The sequence below is a fragment of the Thalassotalea euphylliae genome (genome assembly GCF_003390335.1).
In the GTDB taxonomy this organism is placed as follows: domain Bacteria; phylum Pseudomonadota; class Gammaproteobacteria; order Enterobacterales; family Alteromonadaceae; genus Thalassotalea_F; species Thalassotalea_F euphylliae_B.
Genome location: NZ_QUOU01000001.1, coordinates 3,009,580 through 3,029,190, shown reverse-complemented (window position 1 = coordinate 3,029,190; position 19,611 = coordinate 3,009,580). Strand labels below are relative to the sequence as shown.

15 protein-coding genes and 1 riboswitch are annotated in these 19,611 nt (G+C 45.9%); of the genes, 7 read left to right on the top strand and 8 right to left on the bottom strand.

Annotated elements, in window-relative coordinates:
• Positions 1 to 27 precede the first annotated feature (27 nt).
• The 6 genes from DXX93_RS13290 to DXX93_RS13265 all read right to left on the bottom strand — a co-directional run bounded on the left by DXX93_RS13290 (position 28) and on the right by DXX93_RS13265 (position 7,308).
• Positions 28 to 798 (bottom strand): SDR family NAD(P)-dependent oxidoreductase, encoded by a 771-nt coding sequence (locus DXX93_RS13290; RefSeq protein WP_116008522.1) that lies wholly within the window; start codon positions 796 to 798, stop codon positions 28 to 30.
• Positions 799 to 932: 134 nt separating this feature from the next.
• Complete coding sequence (locus tag DXX93_RS13285; protein WP_116008521.1) at positions 933 to 1,790, bottom strand: amidohydrolase family protein; 858 nt, start codon at positions 1,788 to 1,790, stop codon at positions 933 to 935.
• A gap of 15 nt (positions 1,791 to 1,805) precedes the next feature.
• Positions 1,806 to 2,828: an aldo/keto reductase gene (locus tag DXX93_RS13280; protein ID WP_116008520.1), complete on the bottom strand. Its 1,023-nt coding sequence runs from the start codon at positions 2,826 to 2,828 to the stop codon at positions 1,806 to 1,808.
• Between the two features lie 153 nt (positions 2,829 to 2,981).
• Positions 2,982 to 4,214 carry a fumarylacetoacetate hydrolase family protein gene (locus DXX93_RS13275; protein WP_116008519.1) on the bottom strand — a complete coding sequence of 411 codons (1,233 nt, stop codon included), beginning with the start codon at positions 4,212 to 4,214 and terminating at the stop codon, positions 2,982 to 2,984.
• Positions 4,215 to 4,275: 61 nt separating this feature from the next.
• A complete protein-coding gene (locus tag DXX93_RS13270) occupies positions 4,276 to 5,862 on the bottom strand; it encodes an aldehyde dehydrogenase (NADP(+)) (RefSeq protein ID WP_220347571.1) in 1,587 nt (528 codons plus the stop codon).
• A gap of 135 nt (positions 5,863 to 5,997) precedes the next feature.
• The gene (locus DXX93_RS13265; protein WP_116008518.1) at positions 5,998 to 7,308 is read right to left on the bottom strand and encodes an L-fuconate dehydratase; all 1,311 of its coding nucleotides are present in this window, start codon (positions 7,306 to 7,308) and stop codon (positions 5,998 to 6,000) included.
• Between the two features lie 159 nt (positions 7,309 to 7,467).
• Here DXX93_RS13265 and DXX93_RS13260 point away from each other — a divergent pair, with 159 nt between their 5' ends.
• The 7 genes from DXX93_RS13260 (at position 7,468) to fucU (ending at position 17,333) form a co-directional block, all read left to right on the top strand.
• On the top strand, positions 7,468 to 8,241 hold the full coding sequence (locus DXX93_RS13260) for an IclR family transcriptional regulator (protein WP_116008517.1): 774 nt from the start codon (positions 7,468 to 7,470) through the stop codon (positions 8,239 to 8,241).
• Positions 8,242 to 8,617: 376 nt separating this feature from the next.
• The gene (locus DXX93_RS13255) at positions 8,618 to 11,569 is read left to right on the top strand and encodes a TonB-dependent receptor (RefSeq protein ID WP_116008516.1); all 2,952 of its coding nucleotides are present in this window, start codon (positions 8,618 to 8,620) and stop codon (positions 11,567 to 11,569) included.
• A gap of 139 nt (positions 11,570 to 11,708) precedes the next feature.
• Positions 11,709 to 13,082, top strand: coding sequence for an MFS transporter (locus tag DXX93_RS13250; protein ID WP_116008515.1), 1,374 nt, complete (start codon positions 11,709 to 11,711; stop codon positions 13,080 to 13,082).
• Entirely contained in the window at positions 13,075 to 14,217 is a 1,143-nt protein-coding gene (locus DXX93_RS13245; protein ID WP_116009954.1) for a glycoside hydrolase family 172 protein, read from the top strand. Before DXX93_RS13250 ends, DXX93_RS13245 begins: the two co-directional genes overlap by 8 nt.
• Positions 14,218 to 14,296: 79 nt before the next feature.
• Positions 14,297 to 15,649 carry an MFS transporter gene (locus DXX93_RS13240; RefSeq protein WP_116008514.1) on the top strand — a complete coding sequence of 451 codons (1,353 nt, stop codon included), beginning with the start codon at positions 14,297 to 14,299 and terminating at the stop codon, positions 15,647 to 15,649.
• Positions 15,650 to 15,765: 116 nt separating this feature from the next.
• Positions 15,766 to 16,896, top strand: a complete 1,131-nt coding sequence (locus DXX93_RS13235; protein WP_116008513.1) for a glycoside hydrolase family 172 protein — start codon at positions 15,766 to 15,768, stop codon at positions 16,894 to 16,896.
• Entirely contained in the window at positions 16,896 to 17,333 is a 438-nt protein-coding gene (gene fucU, locus DXX93_RS13230; protein WP_116008512.1) for an L-fucose mutarotase, read from the top strand. The genes DXX93_RS13235 and fucU overlap by 1 nt, the downstream gene beginning before the upstream one ends.
• Positions 17,334 to 17,472: 139 nt before the next feature.
• Here the strand turns inward: fucU and DXX93_RS13225 are convergent, their stop codons facing one another.
• Together DXX93_RS13225 and DXX93_RS13220 are read right to left on the bottom strand one after the other, a co-directional pair.
• Positions 17,473 to 18,639 carry a patatin-like phospholipase family protein gene (locus DXX93_RS13225; RefSeq protein WP_116008511.1) on the bottom strand — a complete coding sequence of 389 codons (1,167 nt, stop codon included), beginning with the start codon at positions 18,637 to 18,639 and terminating at the stop codon, positions 17,473 to 17,475.
• Between the two features lie 148 nt (positions 18,640 to 18,787).
• A complete protein-coding gene (locus tag DXX93_RS13220) occupies positions 18,788 to 19,147 on the bottom strand; it encodes a DUF3718 domain-containing protein (RefSeq protein WP_116008510.1) in 360 nt (119 codons plus the stop codon).
• A 256-nt stretch (positions 19,148 to 19,403) separates the two neighbouring features.
• Positions 19,404 to 19,496: riboswitch (cyclic di-GMP riboswitch) on the bottom strand.
• Between the last annotated feature and the right edge of the window lie 115 nt (positions 19,497 to 19,611).

The following is a 19,611-nucleotide window of genomic DNA, read 5'->3' as shown; positions in this document are numbered from 1 at the left end:
CCAAGCGAGTAATAGTGCTCATGCTGTTTAGTTATTAAGGGTGACAAAGCCGCCATCGACGGGAAAGTTACTGCCGGTAATAAATGCCGCTTGTGGTGAGCATAAATAGGTGACAATGCTAGCCACTTCGTCGGGGCTGCCCATGCGCCCAATGGGCTGTGTTTTTGATAATTTGTCGAACATTTCTTCCTTGTTATCTGGGTAGTTTTTCTCCAGAAAGGCGTCAACAAATGGCGTGTGAACTCGCCCCGGCGATACGCAGTTACAACGAATGTTGTCGTGTAAATAGTCTTTAGCAATAGAGTAAGTCATGGTCAGCACCGCGCCTTTAGTCATGGAGTAGGCAAAGCGGTCAGCAATACCAACACTGGAAGCAACCGATGCCATATTGATGATGACGCCAGATTGTTGTGCTTTCATCGCCGCAATGGCGGTCAGCGAACAGTGGTAAACCCCTTTGACATTGACGCTGTAAAGTTTGTCTAACTCGGCTTCAGAGGTTTCTTCGATGGTGCCAACGGCGCCAATCCCTGCGTTATTGATTAAAATATCAATGCCGTGTTCGCTGGCGATATCACTGAACACTTGGTTTACTTGCGCGGCATCGGCAACATTGAGTTCAACGCTAAAAGCGCTGCCACCGTTTTGCGCAATCAATGCTTGTGTTTGTTTGGCGGATGTTAAATCAAGATCTGCAATGGCGACGCGGTGACCTTGCGCAGCTAGTGCGATTGCGATAGCTTGCCCGATGCCACTGCCGCCACCGGTAACAATGGCGGTTGAAGATGAATGTTTCATAAAATTTCCTAGTTAGAACAAGCGTTAAAACACACTTGTCTAGTAAATAGCCTAATAAATTGCCGAATAAGATGCTTAGCCAACCGTTTAGTGCATTTGGTTAAGCACTGGTTTGTTTCGTCTTTTCATCTCGTTTATTTATCTAATGTGCGGTAAAACGCCTGCGCGGTACCCGCCCAAAACGCCTCTTGCTCACTTGCCGACCAATCACTCACTAAGGTTTGGCAAAGTGTTACCCAAGAGGTGTAATCGCTGTTGAGATTAACCACTGGCCAATCGCTGCCCCACATTATCCGCCCGTGACCAAACGCATTGACCAAGGTGTTGAAGTAGCGCTGATAATCGCTTGCACTTGTTTGTGAGGTGCTAGCTTCTGTGGTGATACCTGAGCATTTAACCCAGACATTCTGCAATGCGCTAAAACGCATCATACTCGCCGCCCAATCTTCAAATTGCCCTTGTGCAACATTAGGCTTGGCAAAATGATCAATCACGATTGCTAAGTCGGGGGTTTGCCGGGCAATATCATAGAGGTAAGGTAAGTGCTCCGGTTTTACCAAGGCATCAAATGTCAGCCCTAATTCCGCCAGTTTGGTAAAAATCGCCGCGTAATTGGGGTTGGCTATCCAAGCGGTGTCCTCGATATCTTGCAACATCGGGCGAACCCCTTTGAAATAATGATTTTCAGCCAGTTTATCGAGCGTGGCGATAACATCATCTGCATCAAAGTCGACCCAGCCGACAACGCCAGCAATACTTGGCTCAATTGCAGCCAATGAGAGTAAGTACTCGGTTTCAGCAAGGGTAGGCGCGGCTTGTACCACCACGGTTTGCGTGACTTTGTGCGCTTGGCGCAGCGGTGCTAACTCTTTCGGTAAAAAGTCTTGGTATAAGGCTGTAACCGCTGGCGTTAACCAGCCGTAATCATTGCGCTCAAGTAGCCAGTAGTGTTGGTGACTATCTACTTTTTCAACTACTGTTTTGGTCATCATTAAGGCTCCCTATGCCTAGTTGCCTAACGGCAATGGTACCGACTCACTAACAAGGTGTTGAGCGCGCAGTTGCTGCCAAAATTCTGTGGGGATAGGGGTGTTAAATAAGTCTAACGTTTGGTTGATCCGCTTGGCGTTACCCATGCCAGGAATAACACTGGCGACACTGGGGTGCGCCAAAGGAAACTGCAAAGCAGCGGCCGCCAGTGGAATGTGAAACTTGTCGCACAAGGTTTCTAATTTTTTTACCTTGGCAATCACTGGCTCGGGCGCAGGGCCGTAATCGTAGTAAAGCGTGCCACCTTTTTTCGTGCCGGTTGCCAAAATCCCTGAGTTGTAGGCACCACCAATGATGATTGAACAGTTGCGTTGCTGACATTTAGGTAAAAAGGTGTGAATGGATTCTTGCTCCAACAAGGTATAGCGACCAGCAAGCAAAAAGCAGTCCCAATCGCCGTGTTCGAGTGCTTGTTCACACACTTGATATTCATTGACCCCTAAACCAATGGCTTTAACTAGCCCTTGTTGGCGCAGTTCAGCCATGGCTTTGTAGCCCCCTTGCATCGCGATAGGGAAATGGTGCTGGTTGGCTTCGCCGTGAGTTACTTCACCTATGTCATGCATGTACAGAATATCGATGGTATCAAGTCCCAAGCGTTGCAGGCTGTCTTCAAACGAACGCATAACGCCGTCGTAACTATAATCGTAGTGAATATCAAAGGGCATTGGAGACTGATAGCAGTGGCGCTCTTTGGCATAGCCTGCGGGTTTTAACAGGCGACCCACTTTAGTTGATAGCACGTAGTTGTGCGCTTGATCGGCGCGCAGTAAATCACCAGTGCGGCGTTCACTCAACCCTTGGCCGTAATGTGGTGCGGTATCAAAATAACGAAAGCCTGCTTGCCAAGCGTTATCAAGCAAGGCTCTGGCATCGTCATCGACAATCGGTTGATATAGATTACCCAGCGGCGCACAGCCAAAGCCGAGCGTATCTATGGTCAATCCGGTATTACCGACTTGGCGCTGTTGTTGTTGCATGCTGTATCCCCATTACTGTTTTGATTAGTCAGTGCTTTTAATGTTGAAACTATGTTGCTGAGACGCTTATTGGTTTTTGTATATTGATCAGCGTGCACATGACGCATTTTGTTTTTTCTGTTTTGTACTGTTTTTTATTTGCGCACTTTTTATTTAAGCGCTTTGTTTTAATTTCACGTCACAAATAAAGTTCATTAACTCATTAATACCATATTGCCAGCGTGGGATCTGGTGACAATGGTTTACCCAGTTCACCAGTTTGCCCAGTTTTGGCGTTGAGATTTCAACCCGATCGCCAATTTCATGGGTAAAACCCATGCCCGGCTCATGGCGATCATCTGTCGGGGCAAACATAGTGCCGAGCATCATGGTAATGCCGTCAGGGTATTGGTGTGAGCTGTTGCATACCTGCTTGATAATATCCTCTGGCGTGCGGCTAATTTGCGACATAATATTTGCCCCTTGGCTAACAAAGCCATCTTCGCCGGTAATGGTTAGCGTAATTTCCGCATTCATGGCATCGCCTAGCGTAAAGTCGGCATCAAACAGTCGAAATAGCGGGCCAATCGGGCTAGCGCCATTTTGATCTTTCGCTTTACCTAGTAACAACGCGCTGCGACCTTCGTAGTCGCGCAGGTTTACATCGTTTGCCAGTGCCGCACCTAGGCATTGACCTTGCGCATTAATTAATAAGGCAATTTCAGGTTCTGGGTTATTCCACTGACTGGTCGCCAAGATGCCAAGCTCTTGGCCGCACGCGATGGCAGACATAGGCTGGCCTTTGGTAAATACTTCGACATCAGGGCCAATACCAACTTCCAAATATTGCGACCACATACCTTGTTCAATTAATTGCTGCTTCAAGGCCATCGCTTGGTCACTGCCCGGGACAATACTGCCAATATCACCAACGGTTTCATGCACCATGGCGCGAATCGCCTCGGCTTTGGTCGGGTCACCTAACGCGCGCTCTTCAATCACGCGCTCTAGCATACTCGCGGCAAAGGTCACACCACATGCTTTGAGCGATTGGATATCGTTAGGCGACAGCAACACAGGTTTAGTTTGATCGCTAAGTAGGGGGGCGCGGTGATAAAACACGCTGTTATCAAGAATTTCTGATAGTGAGCCAATCAAATGCCCTTGGGCGTTATTCATTGTCTGCACTGCGTTGCTGTCGGCGAGGACATCAGCGATCGTCAGGTAGTGATCCGTTAGTGCCAGTACTGAGTTTTGGCGCACTGTAATAACAACAGGGCCGGCCACGCCCAATGGGCTTTGGTCAGCAGGTAGCCATGCGCGTCCAAGCCAAGTACCTTGATCAGAAGGGATGCATCCTTGCAGGGAGAAATCTTTCACGGTTTGATAATGTCTTAAATCTGTCATTTGGCAATACCTTTATCTGTACCTTGTTAGCTTATACCTTAGTAACCTGTGTCTTAGTCACTTACAGCGCTGTGCGGCTGTAGTGGTTATCGACCAAACGTAAAATACCGAGCGGATTGGCGTTTTGTAGTTCTGCGGGTAGCAGTTCATCAGGCCAGTTTTGGTAAGCATTGCGACTGACGAAACGATTAATGGCGGCAGTGCCAACACTGCTCGCATGGGCAAAAGACGAGGCAGGGTAAGGGCCACCGTGCTGCATTGATTGGCACACCTCTACGCCTGTTGGGTAACCGTTAAATAAAATTCTGCCTGTACGTGGCTTTAATAGCGTAAGCAATTGGGTGAGAGGCGTGGATTGGTAATCGTCAGCGTGGATTGTTGCCGTTAAGTTGCCGGATAAATTTTCAGCGACGTTGAGTAATTCATCAACTGACTCACAGCTCACCACTAAAGACGCTGGGCCGAATATTTCTTCGCTAAATTCAGCAATGGCTTCACCATTCGCCAGGAAGTCGGCAGCACGAATTTGCATTAAACTCGCTGGTGGCGTGAGTGGTGTATCACTTAATCCACCCGTTAAAAACTGGACTTGGTGATTGCTTTGGCGATTTGCTAATGCGCTTTGCATCGCATCGGCGATACCCGGGTTTAACATAGTGCCGGGTGATTGTTCGCTGAGGTATTGAGCGAGCAATTGTGGCAGTTCGCTTTGCAAACAGACAATTAACCCAGGAGAGGTACAAAATTGGCCGCAGCCCATCGCAATTGAGCTGGCAAGTCCTTGTGCAATAGCATCACTGCGATTTGCCAAGGCTTCTGGCATTATAAATACAGGGTTGATGCTGCCCATTTCCGCATAAACTGGGATTGGCTCATCCCGATTTGCGGCGATGTCCATTAATGCGCGCCCACCGCCTAGCGAACCGGTAAAGCCAACGGCTTTGATGTCTGGGTGCTTAACTAATTCACTGCCAAGTTCGTGGCCACTACCTTGTAACAGTGCAAAAGTCCCCATCGGAAAACCAGATTTTTCCAATGCGCTTAACATCGCTTGGGCAAAATAACGGGAGGTCAGTGGGTGACTCGGGTGACCTTTAACAATAATTGGGTTGCCTGCCGCGAGTGCCGCGGCGCTGTCCCCCCCTAAGGTGCCGAACGCAAATGGAAAATTTGATGCGCCAAATACGGCAACTGGCCCTAGGCTGATATTCATGGCTCGCACATCTGGCTTAGGCACAGGCTGGCGCTTGGCGTCAGCAGTATCTATCGACGCTTGTTGCCAGCTACCTTCTGCCACTAATGTTGCGAAAGCCCGAATTTGGCCGCTGGTTCTGCCTGTTTCACCTTGTAGCCGCGCTTCCGGTAAGCCAGTTTCAGCCATCGCAACGGGAATGAAATCAGCTTTTAGTGCCTCAATTTCATCGGCGAGTGTCTGTAAAAAGCTCGCGATATCAGCGCTTGATTTAGTATCTAGCACTTTTTTGGCGTCAACAGCTGCCGCCAACGCATGCTTAATGTCGCTTATTGTACAACTGCTCACGGTCGCGATTGCTTGATTTTTGCTGGGATCCCAAGACTCAAATGTTTGCCCTTTACCTTCCACCCATTGGCCTGCGATCATTGAGTGTTTATCAAATGCTGTATTCATTGGCGCAACCTCATTGCGATTGTTTTCTGTTATTCATTGATGACTATTACTATTCAGTGTTAGCGATGTAACGCTCATCGTTATTCATTGCCCGTCACCCGTCAGTTATCCACCCAAGGTTATAATCGCTTGACACTAAGCTAAGCGCTTTTGCCATTCGGAGCCATTTGGGTACTGATATTGCGCAATTGAATTTTCAAACATTTTGATGCTATAACCTGGCATCTGAGGCGCGGCATAAGCGCCGTCGATAATTTTGCACGGATCTTCAAAATGCTCATGTAGGTGATCGACAAATTCAACGACGCGATCGGTGAGGTCTGCTGAAATTTGTACATAGTCAATCATCGACAGGTGCTGCACGTATTCGCATAAACCTACGCCACCTGCGTGCGGGCACACCGCTTTATTGAATTTCGCAGCCATCAAATAAACGGTCAGTATTTCGTTAACGCTTGCTAAGCGGCAGGAGTCAATTTGCACTATATCTAGCGCGTCGTTGGCAATAAATTGCTTGAACATGATGCGATTTTGGCAATGTTCGCCAGTGGCGACTTTGATATCACCAATGTTCTCGCGAATTTTCTTATGACCGAAGATATCGTCTGGGCTAGTAGGCTCTTCAATAAACCAAGGTTTCGCTGCGGCTAGTTGGTTAACCCACTTAATGGCTTGGTCAACTTCCCAATTTTGATTCGCATCAATCATCAATTTAACCTCGTCGCCAACGACTTCTCGGGCAATTGAACAGCGGCGTATATCATCGTTGAGGTCGACACCCACTTTGAGTTTAATGTGCTTAAAGCCTTGGTCGAGTGCTTCTTTGGCCAGTCGGGCGAGCTTTTCATCACTGTAACCTAGCCAGCCTGCCGACGTGGTGTAAGACGGGTAACCGTTATCTTCGATGTATTTGATGCGCTCAGCCTTAGTCGCCTGATTTTTCGTCACCATCGCTAGTGCTTCTTCTTTGGTGAGGACATCGGTGACATATCGAAAGTCTAAACAGCTAACAAACTCTTCTGGTGTCATATCTGACAATAAACGCCATAAAGGTTTGCCTGCATCCCTTGCCCACATGTCCCAAGCGGCGTTGACAATCGCACCAGCAGCCATATGAATAACGCCTTTTTCTGGCCCAAGCCAGCGCAGTTGGCTGTCGCCTCGGAGTGAATCGTAAAAGGCGGCAATATTCGCCTTAATGTCGTTGAAGTCATAACCAATCACTAAATGACGCATGCTTTCGATTGCTTGGCAACAAATATCATTGCCACGGCCAATGGTGAATACTAAACCATAACCTTTATTGCCTTGCTCGGCCGTAATTTCTACATAAGCTGCTGAATAATCTGGATCTTTATTGATAGCATCAGAGCCATCTAAGTTTTCAGAAGTCGGAAATCGAATATCGTACGTCGTTAAGCTCGTGATCTTATTTGACTCTGTCATAGCGCCCTCGTTTAAATATAAAAATAAATTTTAAATATGAAATTAGGGCGAAAATTCACCAGTGTCAATATAAATTTTAGTTTTATATTTGAAATCACCCTAGGGGTTAGATATCTTCATCGAAGATAACAATGATAATAAAACAGGGCGGTAGACGGTATGGCAGCTAAGAAAACATATTCAGCACCAGCGTTAGAAAAAGGACTCGATATCATTGAGCTACTTGCGCAAGAACCGGAAGGGCTGAAAGTGACGCAAATAACCGAGAAACTCGATAAATCCGTTGGTGAGTTATTTCGCATGCTGATGGTATTAGAGCAGCGTGGTTATGTCGAAACGTCCGAGGGGTCTGATCGCTATCGTTTGTCGTTAAAGCTTTTTGGTTTAGCTAATCGTTACCCGCCGGTAAAGCGTTTAACAAGTGTCGCAGGCCCGGTGCTCAAACGCTTGGCCTTTACCATTGAGCAATCTTGTCATTTAGTGACTTTCTTCGATGGGCGCGGGCATGTCGTTGCTCAGCAAGACTCACCATCATCACGTACTTTTGGCGTTCGACTTGGGGCAACTGCACCGCTGATGAATACCTGCTCAGGTCATGTCCTTTTGTCTTACGCTAGCGCCGAACAATTTGAATTTATGATGCAAAGTATTCCAGAGCATCACCCTAAACCCGATATTGATGGCTTTGCCAATATTTCATCACAAATTGTCAAAGCGGGTCACGAAGCTATCCGCAGTCGTCAAGTACAAGGGGTCATGGATATTGGTTATCCGGTATTTGATAATTCAGGCGATATTCTGGCTGCGCTGGTTGTGCCCTTTGTTGATTACATTGATGGCTCTCATCCCATTACGCTCGAGGAGTCGAAAAGCTATATCGCTCAAGCCGCGGCGAGCATTTCCACACAGCTTGGTTACAGCGATAACGATTAGCACGCTTTGCAAGCACTAGTTGCAGCGTCAGACAAATCAATCTGCCTATGAGCAGTAGCTGTGTGTCGTTTTTCTCTCGCTTAACTGCGAGGCTCGCGTGCTTGTGGGTGCTACTCAATTACTGTGGCCAGTCATGGCTGCTCTCATGCCACCCAGAGGGAAATTCTTCCCAATCATGCTTAGTTTTGTAACTATATTTTTATATAAAACAATTGGTTAACTATTAAATCGGTGGTTTTTTACACTTTCTTGGTTGACGAGGTGAATATTAGGCTGTAGGTTTTTAAATGTGAAAATTATTTTTACATACACAAAAAATAAAAATTAAACGAGTATTACAAACTTACATACAACAAGTAGAAAACGGGGAAGTAACATGGCAATTCGCAAGAATAAAGTGAGTGAAGCTATTTCGTTAGTGCTAATGGGGATGACGGCTATTGCATCTAGCAGTAGTTATGCTCAAGACGGTAGTAGCCAAGCCAATAGTGATTCTGAAACCGAAATTATTGAAATTAGAGGTATTCGCTCGTCATTAGCGAAATCTTTGTCGGTTAAGCAAGACGCAAGTGGATTTGTTGATGCGATTACGGCAGAAGATGTTGGTAAATTACCAGACAATAACGTAGCGGAAGCACTTCAGCGTGTTGCGGGTGTATCTATTGAGCGCAGCCGAGGTGAAGGTGATTTTATCTCGATTCGCGGCTTAGGTGCAGACTTTGTTAAGGGCACCATGAATGGCCGTACACTATTAAGTTCAACAGAGTCAGTTGATCCTATTTTTAATGGTGTTAGCCCAACTTCCGCTGGCCGTGCGACTAACTTCGATATCTTACCTTCCGAGCTTGTGACATCACTTGAAGTCGCGAAATCCGCCTCTGCTAATCAAATTGAAGGCGGTATTGCCGGCTCTGTTGATGCAAAAACGGCGCGTCCTTTAACATTAGGCAATAAAGCGGCATTTTCTGCCACAGGCACGTATCGCGAATTTAATGAACAAACTGACCCAAGTCTATCGGGTTTGTATAGTTGGTCAAATGAGAGCAACGTCGGCTTCTTAGCAACAGCGTCTTATTCAAAGCGCACTATTCGCGAAGACTTCTCAAGAAGTTTCTTATGGTTACCCGTTTCTATCTTTGGCGCCGCAGATAATATCGATACCAATAATGATGGCACTGGTGATGTCAGTGGCGTGTACCAACCGCTATCCAATAACGCGGAAGTTTTTGAAGGTGAGCGTGAGCGTTTCACGTTTGGCACGACCTTGCAATGGGCCGGTGATAAGTCGGAATTTGTTTTAGATACTTTATTTAGTAAGCGAGAAATTGAAGAAGGTCACCAAAACTTTATCTTTTTGCCAATCGCTATTTCTAACTTGGGGCCGGTAAACCCTGATGGCAGTCAACAAGCAGGTGATGCCGTGATTAATGACGCGGCGGTTAACCTTGATTCTACCACGCGACCAGAGATCACCAATGGTACGCAGATTAACGATGAAGATCTTTTTGCCATTGGTGCGAACTACGCCATTGATGTCGCCAATTGGGCGCTAAGCTTTGATGCCAGCTACTCAAAATCAGAAGGCTCTTACGATTTTGAACGCGCCCGTTGGGATGCCGACAATGGTGCGTTTGCGTTTAACACACAGCTTGATTTAGGTGGTTATACTATTCGTCAGCAAAACCAAGCTGATGGCGCCGTAGCAGACTTAGGTAATCTGGAAAATTGGGTATTAACTGGGTTTGATCAGCGAAATGCCAACAATATTGATACCGAGCACGCGTTCAAATTTGACGCTGTTAGAGACTTAGACTCTGATTACTTTAGCTCAATTGAAATGGGGATCCGTTATTCAACCAGAGAAAAAGAACTCGCCACCCGCGATAACGGCGGTGATATTCAAAATATCAGAAGCAACGGGGGTATTACGCTGCTCGCCTCAGATGTGGTTGGCGGTGTTGAGCGTGGTCAGAGCAACTTCCTTGATGGTCAATGGGATTCGAACATAGACTATTCTAACTTACCATTCCCTGTATATGCGGCAATTGCCGAAGAAGTACTGAGACAGCGTGCAACGCTACTGGCAATTCCCGATAGTGATCGCACAGCCGAGCAAAATGAACTAATCGCCCGAATAAACAACGCGGTTGGCGACCCAGTTGCTAGTCCAACTCGTAGCTTTGCCGTTAAAGAAGATGTGTTTGCCGCTTATATTCAAGCCAATATTGACACCGAAATTGCGGGTATGCCATTAACGGGTGATATCGGCGTAAGATATGTGCAAACAGATGTTGAAGTTGATGGCCAGAGCGCGAGCTTTATCATCACTGATTTGAATGGCACTAACCGCACAGACGGGTTTGATTTACTTGAGTCGGTTGACCCTCAGCCAATCAGCTTTGAAAACGATTACACCAATGTACTACCTAGTTTCAATTTACGATTGGAAGTTGCTGACGGTATGTTTGTGCGTGCTTCAGCGAGTAAAACCATTTCTCGAGCGCCATTAGATGCGTTTAGACCTTCGTTAACAGGCACGGCCAATGCGCCAGTCGATGTGCAGGAAGATGGATTCCAACTTGGTTTATCTGGTGGTAACCCAGAGCTAGAGCCATTCGAATCAACTAACTTTGACATTGGCTTTGAATACTACTTTGGTGATGCGAGCGCATTCTACATCGCTGCCTTTAGAAAAGACTTAGACAACTATGTTGTGCAAGGCTCTACCATTGGCCCAATCACGGAAATTGCCGGTACGCCAGTACCTGTCACTGGTGTCGTTAACAATGGTGGCTCATCGGGCCAAGGGCCAGTAGGTACTGTGCCAGTTGATGTATTTACTTCACCAATAAACGCCGCTGAAGGTGATATCACTGGCGTTGAAGTGGGTATCCAGCAAGGCTTTGAATCGGGTTTTGGTTACATTGCCAATATCTCAACGGTAGACAGTGAAGCAACCTTTACAGATCCGGGTACAGGCACCGAGCAATCAGTTAACTTCTTTGGGGTCTCTGACTTGAGCTATAACGTTACTGGTTACTATGAAGCGGGCCCGTTCCAAGCGCGCTTGTCGTATAACTACCGCGATGAATATCTGGTTGATGTAAACACAGGTCTGCCTCAAGAATTTGTCAATGATGAATATGGTCAACTCGACGCATCTCTAAGTTATGACTTGAACGAAAACCTGACCGTGGTCTTTAGTGCCATTAACCTCAATGATGAAGACCAGCGCGTGTTTGTTGACTTGCCAGTGGGCGGGCGTCAGTTCTACTCGACGTCACATGTCGGCCCTAGGTTCTCTTTAGGTATTCGCGGAAGTCTCTAACCTTCTGATAAATTAAAACAATATTCGTCACTGCAAGGTGGCGAATAGGGTTTATCTAACCTTTTATAACTTTTATATTGTTCTTTCTATATTGTTCTTTGCTAACTCGCAGCAGTTAACTCACAAAAGATGTAAGAAGATGGATGTTCGATTAAGTGTTAAAGAGAAAATAGGTTTTAGTGTGGGTGATATGGCCGGTAACTTTGTTTACCAGTCAGTCGTTTTGTTATTGGCCTACTACTATACCGATGTGTATGGGCTTGATGCTGTAACGGTTACTGGCATTTTTATCTTTGTTCGAGTTTTTGATGCCATAACCGATCCGTTAGTTGGCGTGCTGGTTGACAGGAATCAATCGCGATGGGGCAAGTATCGACCCTTTTTAATGTTCTTATGTGTCCCTTATGCTGTCGCCTCGGTATTAGTTTTTACCGTTCCTGATTTTTCCGAGCAAGGTAAAATCATTTACGCTTATGTCACTTATGCGCTACTGATGTTGCTATTTACTGCCACCAATATTCCCTATTTTGGCTTGGGCAGCGTCATGACTTCCTCTGTCAGTGAACGCATCTCACTAAACTCTTACCGTTTTGTCGCTGCGACAGGTGGCGGTTTAATTGTTGCCGCTTGTGTCTTGCCACTCGCCGATATTCTGGGGGCTGGTGACAAAGCTGTCGGCTACCAACAAGCCATGATAGTGATGGCGGTATTGTCGGTAATCTTATTTATGATATGTGTGGCTACGACAAAAGAGCGGGTTGAACCGCTAATTGATGAAAATCGCGACGCAAAAAAAGAAATCAAGCAAGTCCTGAAAAACGATCAATGGCGTTTGCTCGGTCTGTCGGTACTGGTGCTAGTGACCTCTCAAACCATCAAAGGCACCTTGTTTGCCTACTACATCAACTATTACGCAAAAGATGCCGGTATCGCGCTTTCGCTGTTTTTATCTGTGTGGATGATAGGTGGTATGTTTGGCAGCTCACTGTCGAATAAGTTGACTCAATTAATGTGCAAGCGCAACGCTTGGGTGATGCTGTGCTTTATCAGTGCGGCGTTATCGGCACTGACTTACTTTATTTCCGCCAGTGCAATGATGATGATTTTGGTGATGCAGTTTTTTGTTGGTTTCTTCAATCAAATGATGGCGCCGCTAATTACATCGACGATGGCTGAGGTTACCGATTATGGTGAGCTTAAAAACAAGTCTCGCCAAGATGGCCTGATCGCTTCGTTTACCTTGTTTATGTTGAAAGTGGGTTTAGCGGTGGGTGGTGCTTTGGCGACTTATTTTCTCGCTTTTTACGGCTATCAAAGTGGCGGGGTCGCGCAAACTCAAGAAACTATTTCAGGCATTTTACTGATATTTACACTGGCTCCTGCTGTGGGCTTTGTGATCACAGGTCTTATCATCAGTAAGATCAAACTCGACAGAACAACGGTTGTCGAAAACGAGCAACGCCTGCAAACGCTGAGAATGGGCAATGCGAAAAATGAGTGTGCATATGAATAACTACAATAATAAATTTAATGGTTTAGGGGTTTCGGTTGCGAATTTATCTTGGCTGTCTGATGCGAAAAGTCGCTCGATTTCGCCAGAAAACCTTACTGGCGAAGCTGGCAAAGGCGGCATGGCAACAGAAGGCACAGGTAAAGGCTGTGCACGTGATTTAGGACAAGGCTGGAAAGTTTCTCCGTCGATAGAAATTGAACCGGGTCAGCACTTTGATTTAGCGAACATTAAAACCCCAGGCGCAATTCAGCAAATTTGGCTAACGGCGTTTGGCGTTAAACATCGCGATTTAATTCTACGCATGTACTGGGATGATCAGCAAACGCCTTCGGTAGAAGTGCCTTTAGGGGACTTTTTTTGCTGTGGTTGGCAGCAGTACGCTCATGTTGATTCACTTGTTGTCTCAGTCAATCCTGCCTACGCATTCAACTGCTTCTGGGAAATGCCGTACCGAAAAAATGCGCGCATTACGCTCGAAAATAGAGATCCGCTACAACAAGCGATTATTTATTATCAAATTAACTATGTTGAAACTGAGGTTGCTGAGCACTGTGCATATTTTCATGCCCAGTTTCGGCGCACGAACCCAGTTCCATACAAAGGTTTACATACCTTGTTAGAGGGCATTGAAGGTAAAGGCCACTATGTTGGTACTTACATGGCATGGGGCGTCAACAATTGTGGCTGGTGGGGTGAGGGCGAAATTAAATTCTATATTGATGAAGATAACGCATTCCCCACCATTTGCGGTACGGGTACAGAAGACTATTTTTTAGGGGCATATAACTTTGACGTGGGGGCAGTCGACTCAAGAGAGCCAAGCGCTTATACCGAATACACAACAGCTTATGCTGGCTTACCTCAAGTCATTCGGCCTGACGGCGTTTATAACGCCCAGCAGCGTTTTGGTATGTACCGGTGGCATATTACCGATCCCATTCGTTTTGAGCACAAGTTAAAGGTTGATATTCAAGCGCTAGGGTGGCGTGATTATGGCAACTGGGGGGGAGATTACGAACAACGTCGCTATTTGCCACTGCAAGACGATATCGCCTCTGTGTCATTTTGGTATCAGACGCTACCGTCTAAGCCATTTCCCGCGTTGCCAGACCGAGATTTTTTAGAAGTTAATTAGGGCACGCCCAAAAGTACTATCATACATCTTGCGATAAAAAATAATAAAAACAATAGTGTATAAAATAAGTGGGGAGCAAATGTCGAATAAACTAACGATAAGCGAGAAAGTCGGGTTTAGCTTAGGCGACATGGCGGGTAATTTTGTGTACCAGTCCGTTGTACTCTTACTGGCCTTTTATTACACCGATGTTTATGGCTTGGACGCTGCAACGGTCACCGCAATTTTCTTGTTTGTGCGAATTTTTGATGCGATCACCGATCCTGTGATGGGGATCATAGTTGACCGTAACCAGTCGCGTTGGGGCAAATACCGCCCATTCTTGCTATTCCTTTGCGTACCTTATGCGTTAGCTTCGGTACTGGTGTTTACCGTGCCAGACCTTAGCCTAGAGGGTAAAACCATTTATGCATACGTCACTTATGCTGTGTTAATGATGCTGTTTACCGCGACCAATATTCCTTATTTTGCTTTGGGTAGCGTGATGACTGCTTGCCCCAATGAACGAGTATCATTAAATTCATATCGTTTTGTCGCGGCAACAGGCGGCGGCTTAATTGTGACAGCCGGTGTCATACCGCTTGCTGACTATCTTGGCGGTGGCGATAAAGCGCTTGGCTACCAGCAGGCAATGATGGTGATGGCGGTGCTGTCCGTTGTGCTGTTTGTGATTTGTGTTGGTTCAACGAAAGAGCGAATTAAGCCAGTAAATAGTGGCTCAAAGGACTTCAAAACTGATATCAAGCGCGTTTTCGGTAATGACCAGTGGCGACTGCTAGGTTTCGCTGTATTTATTATGGTGACAGCGCAAACGGTAAAAGCGACAACCGGGGTTTACTACCTCACTTATTACGCGGAAAACGCGGCAGCTATGGTGTCCCTGTTTCTATCGCTGTGGATGATTGGCGGTATGTTGGGGAGCGCACTGGCGAATAAGGTCACGCAACTGATGTGTAAAAAACAGGCTTGGGTGATCTTGTGTTTGGTAAGCGCCGTGCTCTCTGCCGTTACTTACGTTATTCCCGCGGGACAGCTGGTCATGATCATGGCGGTTCAATTCTTTGTGGGTTTCTTCAACCAAATGATGGCGCCACTCATTTTCTCTACCATGGCGGAAGTGACCGATTATGGTGAGCTGGAGCAAAAACGCCGCCTTGATGGCCTTATTTCTTCATTTACTTTGTTTGCCTTGAAAGTTGGACTGGCTATTGGCGGCGCGCTGGCAACCTACTTGTTGGCTGTTTACGGCTATCAAAGCGGTGGCGTTGCTCAAAGTGCCAAGACGATAGACGGTATTTTACTCACCTTCACTATCGTTCCAGCATTTGGTTTTGTGCTAACGGCAGCGATATTACACCGCATGAAACTTACTGCTGAGGTGGTCAAAGATAACGCTGAACGTTTACAACTCATTCGCTCAGAAAGTGCATAGAGATACGCTGATGATTCGTTATAGAACATCGCAAATTATAAAAACTTCAATAAATACAAGATAAATAACAACAAATATTACAACAATGGCTAACACAACGAATAGAGAGTTAGGATATGACAAGTTTTAATGGCTTAGGCATGAATTTAGGTAACTTATCTCGCTTGTCCAAAGCAAAAACACGCTCAATCTCGGCGGAGAACTTTACGGGTGAGCCGGGCAAAGGCGGCATGGCAACCGAGGGGATGGGGGCGATACCCGGTAGAGATTTAGGACAAGGTTGGAAGATATCACCTTGCGTTGAAGTTGAACCAGGAGATACGTTTACGCTGGCTGATATCAAAACAGGTGGCGCGATTCAGCAAATATGGATGACGACATTAGGGCCAAAAAAGCGTGATTTGATATTGCGTATGTATTGGGATGATCAAACGCAGCCGTCGGTAGAGGTGCCATTGGGTGACTTTTTCTGCTGTGGCTTAGAAGATTATGCCCATGTATCTTCACTTCCTGTGTCAGTTAACCCGGGGTTGGCCTTTAACTGTTTCTGGGAAATGCCTTACCAAAAAAGTGCAAAAATCACGATTGAGAATCGTGATCCGCTGCAAAAAGTCGTGGTTTATTATCAAATTAATTATACCGAAACCCAAGTACCAAGCGATTGTGCGTATTTCCACGCCCAGTTTCGCCGCACTAACCCGGTACCGTACAAAGGGCTGCATACTTTACTCGATGGCGTGCAAGGACAAGGTCAGTATGTTGGCACTTACATGACTTGGGGCGTTAAAAGTAATGGCTGGTGGGGTGAAGGCGAGATTAAGTTCTATATGGACGATGATGGTGAGTTTCCAACAATTTGCGGCACGGGAACCGAAGACTACTTTTTAGGTTCTTACAATTACGATATTGGAACCGCGGTCGAAGGCCACCCAAACGCTTACACCGAATACACCACAGCGTATGCAGGTGTACCAGAGGTTCAGCGCCCTGATGGTGTTTATAAGTCTCAACACAGATTTGGCATGTACCGCTGGCATATTCCTGACCCAATTCGCTTTGAACAAGCGTTAAAAGTGGATATTCAAGCCCTTGGTTGGCGTGATTTTGGTAACTGGGGCGGCGATGTTGAACAGCGACGATACTTACCGCTGCAAGATGATATATCGTCTGTCGCATTTTGGTATCAAACATTGCCCACTGCACCATTTCCTGAGTTACCGCATCGCGACTTTTTAGAGGTGAACTAATGCTCAATCATATCAGTCAATTAATTAGCCCTGAGCTGCTGTTGGCCTTGTATAAAATGGGGCACGGCGATGAAATTGTCCTTGCCGATGCCCATTTTCCCGGACATAGCTGCAATGCCAATGTGATTCGTGCCGATGGTTTGAACGTGGCCGATTTACTTGCCGCAATATTACCCTTGATGCAGCTAGATCAGTACGTTGAATCGCCAGCGATTATGATGCAAGTCGTGCCGGGCGATAACGCTGATCCGCAGATTGCCAAAGACTACTTAGCTGTACTTAGCAAGTTTCAACCTGAGCATGCAGTGATTGGGGAAAACGAACGTTTCGCGTTTTATCAGCGCGCTGAAAAAGCCTTTGCTGTGGTGATGACGGGGGAAACTCGTAAATATGGCAATATTATTCTGAAAAAAGGTGTTACAGAGGTGGGGGCTTAATTGCACTAATCCAGCTTAGCACTCGCCCGTTCAAGTTTTTGTTATTTGAGGGGGCGGGTCGTTGCTTAATCTACGCAGTTATTAGCCTTCTGTTTTGTTTACTATTTTCGCTTATTTTCTTTCATTTACTGGCTTTCGTTCATTCGCTTTTGTTCGTTAGCGCCAAAAAATTGCGAATATCTTGCTCTTGGGCCATGGCATCGTTAAAGCCCAATTTGATCAATTCACGACAATAATGCTTATCGAATAATAAGTAGCTCAGCAAGCTGGCCTCGGGATCATTTTTCACGCCGACACTGCGTAACATCAAGCGCACACCGATAGGTAAATAGTCATAATATTCAGCTGCTAGCGCATTAAAGTCGTGGCTAGGGTTGAGCATGAAACTGTCAATGCGATTTAACCCACTGTGCTTTGCTCTGAGTTTAGGGTCAATCAATGCTAAGGTGTTGTTCATACGATTCATGCGTTCAAGATCACTTTGCAGTGTGTCTGAGAAAACAGAATCCAGCATATGACCGGCAACCGTGGCCAACGTTGGCGGGTGTGGGTTGTTCTCCATTGGGTGAACAGGCTGTTTCGGTTGTTCAACGCCAATAATAAAAATTCGCTTGGCACCCAAGTGAATCGGCGGGCTAAGCGGTGATAATTGATGAATTGAGCCATCGCCATAGTGTTGGTGGCGAATTTTGACCGATGGGAATACCAAGGGAATAGCAGCCGATGCCATTAAATGTTCGCTGTCAATTTGGCACGCCTGACTAAGCCGCTTGGCTCGCACCCAAGGCGTGATATTACGAGCTGATTGATAAAACGTCACCGAATCACCACTTGAGTAGCTAGAAGCGGTAATTGATAGAGATGATAAGTAATGATTGAGAATATTTTTATCGATGCGCTTGAAATCAATGACTTGATTGAGCAAGTCGCGCAAAGGCGCGTTATCAAGCAGACTACGTGGTTTTTTTAGCGCATAATCTGCCTGAAAACCCGCAGCAAAGCCCGAGAAAATATTGTTAAAAACCGCAGAAGTATTGGTGCGATAAATGCGATCACAAGTCAGGTTTTTCCATATCCATTCCAGTTTTTTTACACCCAAATGAAAGCAAGATGCGTAGCAGGCGAGGGCAGTGGTATTTATTGCACCAGCTGACGTGCCCGATAGGATCGGAAATGGGATACCGTGATTGCGTGGTACGAATTTAGCAATGGCTGATAGCACACCTACTTGATAGGCGGCACGTGCGCCACCGCCAGTTAACAATAACGCAGTTTTACTGCCTTTATAGGTTTTTTTAGGTGTCATTAACTAAGCGCTTCCATACTACTGCGTATTCCTAATTGTTTTATCTCGTTCCACAAAAAAAAGCCAGCGACAACGCTGGCTTTTTAATTTAGCGACATAAGAACCATTAACTAGTAAAACATTATTACTAGTGTCTACCAGTTAACAATTAACTACTAACGCGCGCGTTAGCAGCATCGACTAAAGGTTGCGATCCTGCCTGTAGTGAAGCTAAATTCGCAGAAACAACTTTCTTAGATAATTTTTTGATCATCATAGAGCCTGTTTTCACAGAATTTTTCGCTACGGCAAACTCCAACAAGTTCTGACCATTACACTGAACACCCGAAAAAATACTACGTACTTTTAGTTTGTTCGACTTTAAGAATGAACGCATGCGTTTTTTGTCATCCGCAGCAACGTATTCACATAAACTTTGTGCAACATCGCTCGCGTTAGCCTTTGGCGCTGTAACAACAGACGTTAATGCTAAAGCTGTGATGGTAGAAACTAGTAATAATTTTTTCATTTTTAATAACCTTAAAGCTAAGTAGAGTGTTAAAAAAAAGAAAAAACCACTGGAACGTACCCTTTTGATGAGGTAACTCCGCTGTCATAGACTAATACGTTAAATTTAAAGGTAACTTTATGATTAATTGGTATATTGCTTAAACTGAATCTTGATGCTGTAAGTTGAATTAGGGGGCGGCGACTCCTTCTCTGCCCAAGTGCTGCATCCTTGTAACTAACTCAAATTAGCGAGCGCAGTTGTCGACAATACAAGCGTTAATCACCAAGCTAACACTAAACTCTCGCGTTAGGCCCTTAGACCGGTGGCTTTGCGTGGCATGCTTTCGCATACTTTGCCTTTTCTTTGTCACCGTCATTAGTATCAAATTCAATTACATTTTGCAACAAAGGCGGTTGAAAAGCGTGCGTCGATATGAATGGTTATTATTCATCTCAAGGGCTATACATATCTATTCGCCAGTC

Coding starts and splice junctions, on each gene's coding strand:
- DXX93_RS13280 (WP_116008520.1), bottom strand. CDS start 2,828: ATGCAACAACAACAGCGCCAAGTCGGTAATACCGGATTGACCATAGAT.
- DXX93_RS13265 (WP_116008518.1), bottom strand. CDS start 7,308: ATGACAGAGTCAAATAAGATCACGAGCTTAACGACGTACGATATTCGA.
- DXX93_RS13275 (WP_116008519.1), bottom strand. CDS start 4,214: ATGACAGATTTAAGACATTATCAAACCGTGAAAGATTTCTCCCTGCAA.
- DXX93_RS13260 (WP_116008517.1), top strand. CDS start 7,468: ATGGCAGCTAAGAAAACATATTCAGCACCAGCGTTAGAAAAAGGACTC.
- fucU (WP_116008512.1), top strand. CDS start 16,896: ATGCTCAATCATATCAGTCAATTAATTAGCCCTGAGCTGCTGTTGGCC.
- DXX93_RS13220 (WP_116008510.1), bottom strand. CDS start 19,147: ATGAAAAAATTATTACTAGTTTCTACCATCACAGCTTTAGCATTAACG.
- DXX93_RS13225 (WP_116008511.1), bottom strand. CDS start 18,639: ATGACACCTAAAAAAACCTATAAAGGCAGTAAAACTGCGTTATTGTTA.
- DXX93_RS13255 (WP_116008516.1), top strand. CDS start 8,618: ATGGCAATTCGCAAGAATAAAGTGAGTGAAGCTATTTCGTTAGTGCTA.
- DXX93_RS13270 (WP_220347571.1), bottom strand. CDS start 5,862: ATGAATACAGCATTTGATAAACACTCAATGATCGCAGGCCAATGGGTG.
- DXX93_RS13250 (WP_116008515.1), top strand. CDS start 11,709: ATGGATGTTCGATTAAGTGTTAAAGAGAAAATAGGTTTTAGTGTGGGT.
- DXX93_RS13290 (WP_116008522.1), bottom strand. CDS start 798: ATGAAACATTCATCTTCAACCGCCATTGTTACCGGTGGCGGCAGTGGC.
- DXX93_RS13245 (WP_116009954.1), top strand. CDS start 13,075: ATGAATAACTACAATAATAAATTTAATGGTTTAGGGGTTTCGGTTGCG.
- DXX93_RS13240 (WP_116008514.1), top strand. CDS start 14,297: ATGTCGAATAAACTAACGATAAGCGAGAAAGTCGGGTTTAGCTTAGGC.
- DXX93_RS13285 (WP_116008521.1), bottom strand. CDS start 1,790: ATGATGACCAAAACAGTAGTTGAAAAAGTAGATAGTCACCAACACTAC.
- DXX93_RS13235 (WP_116008513.1), top strand. CDS start 15,766: ATGACAAGTTTTAATGGCTTAGGCATGAATTTAGGTAACTTATCTCGC.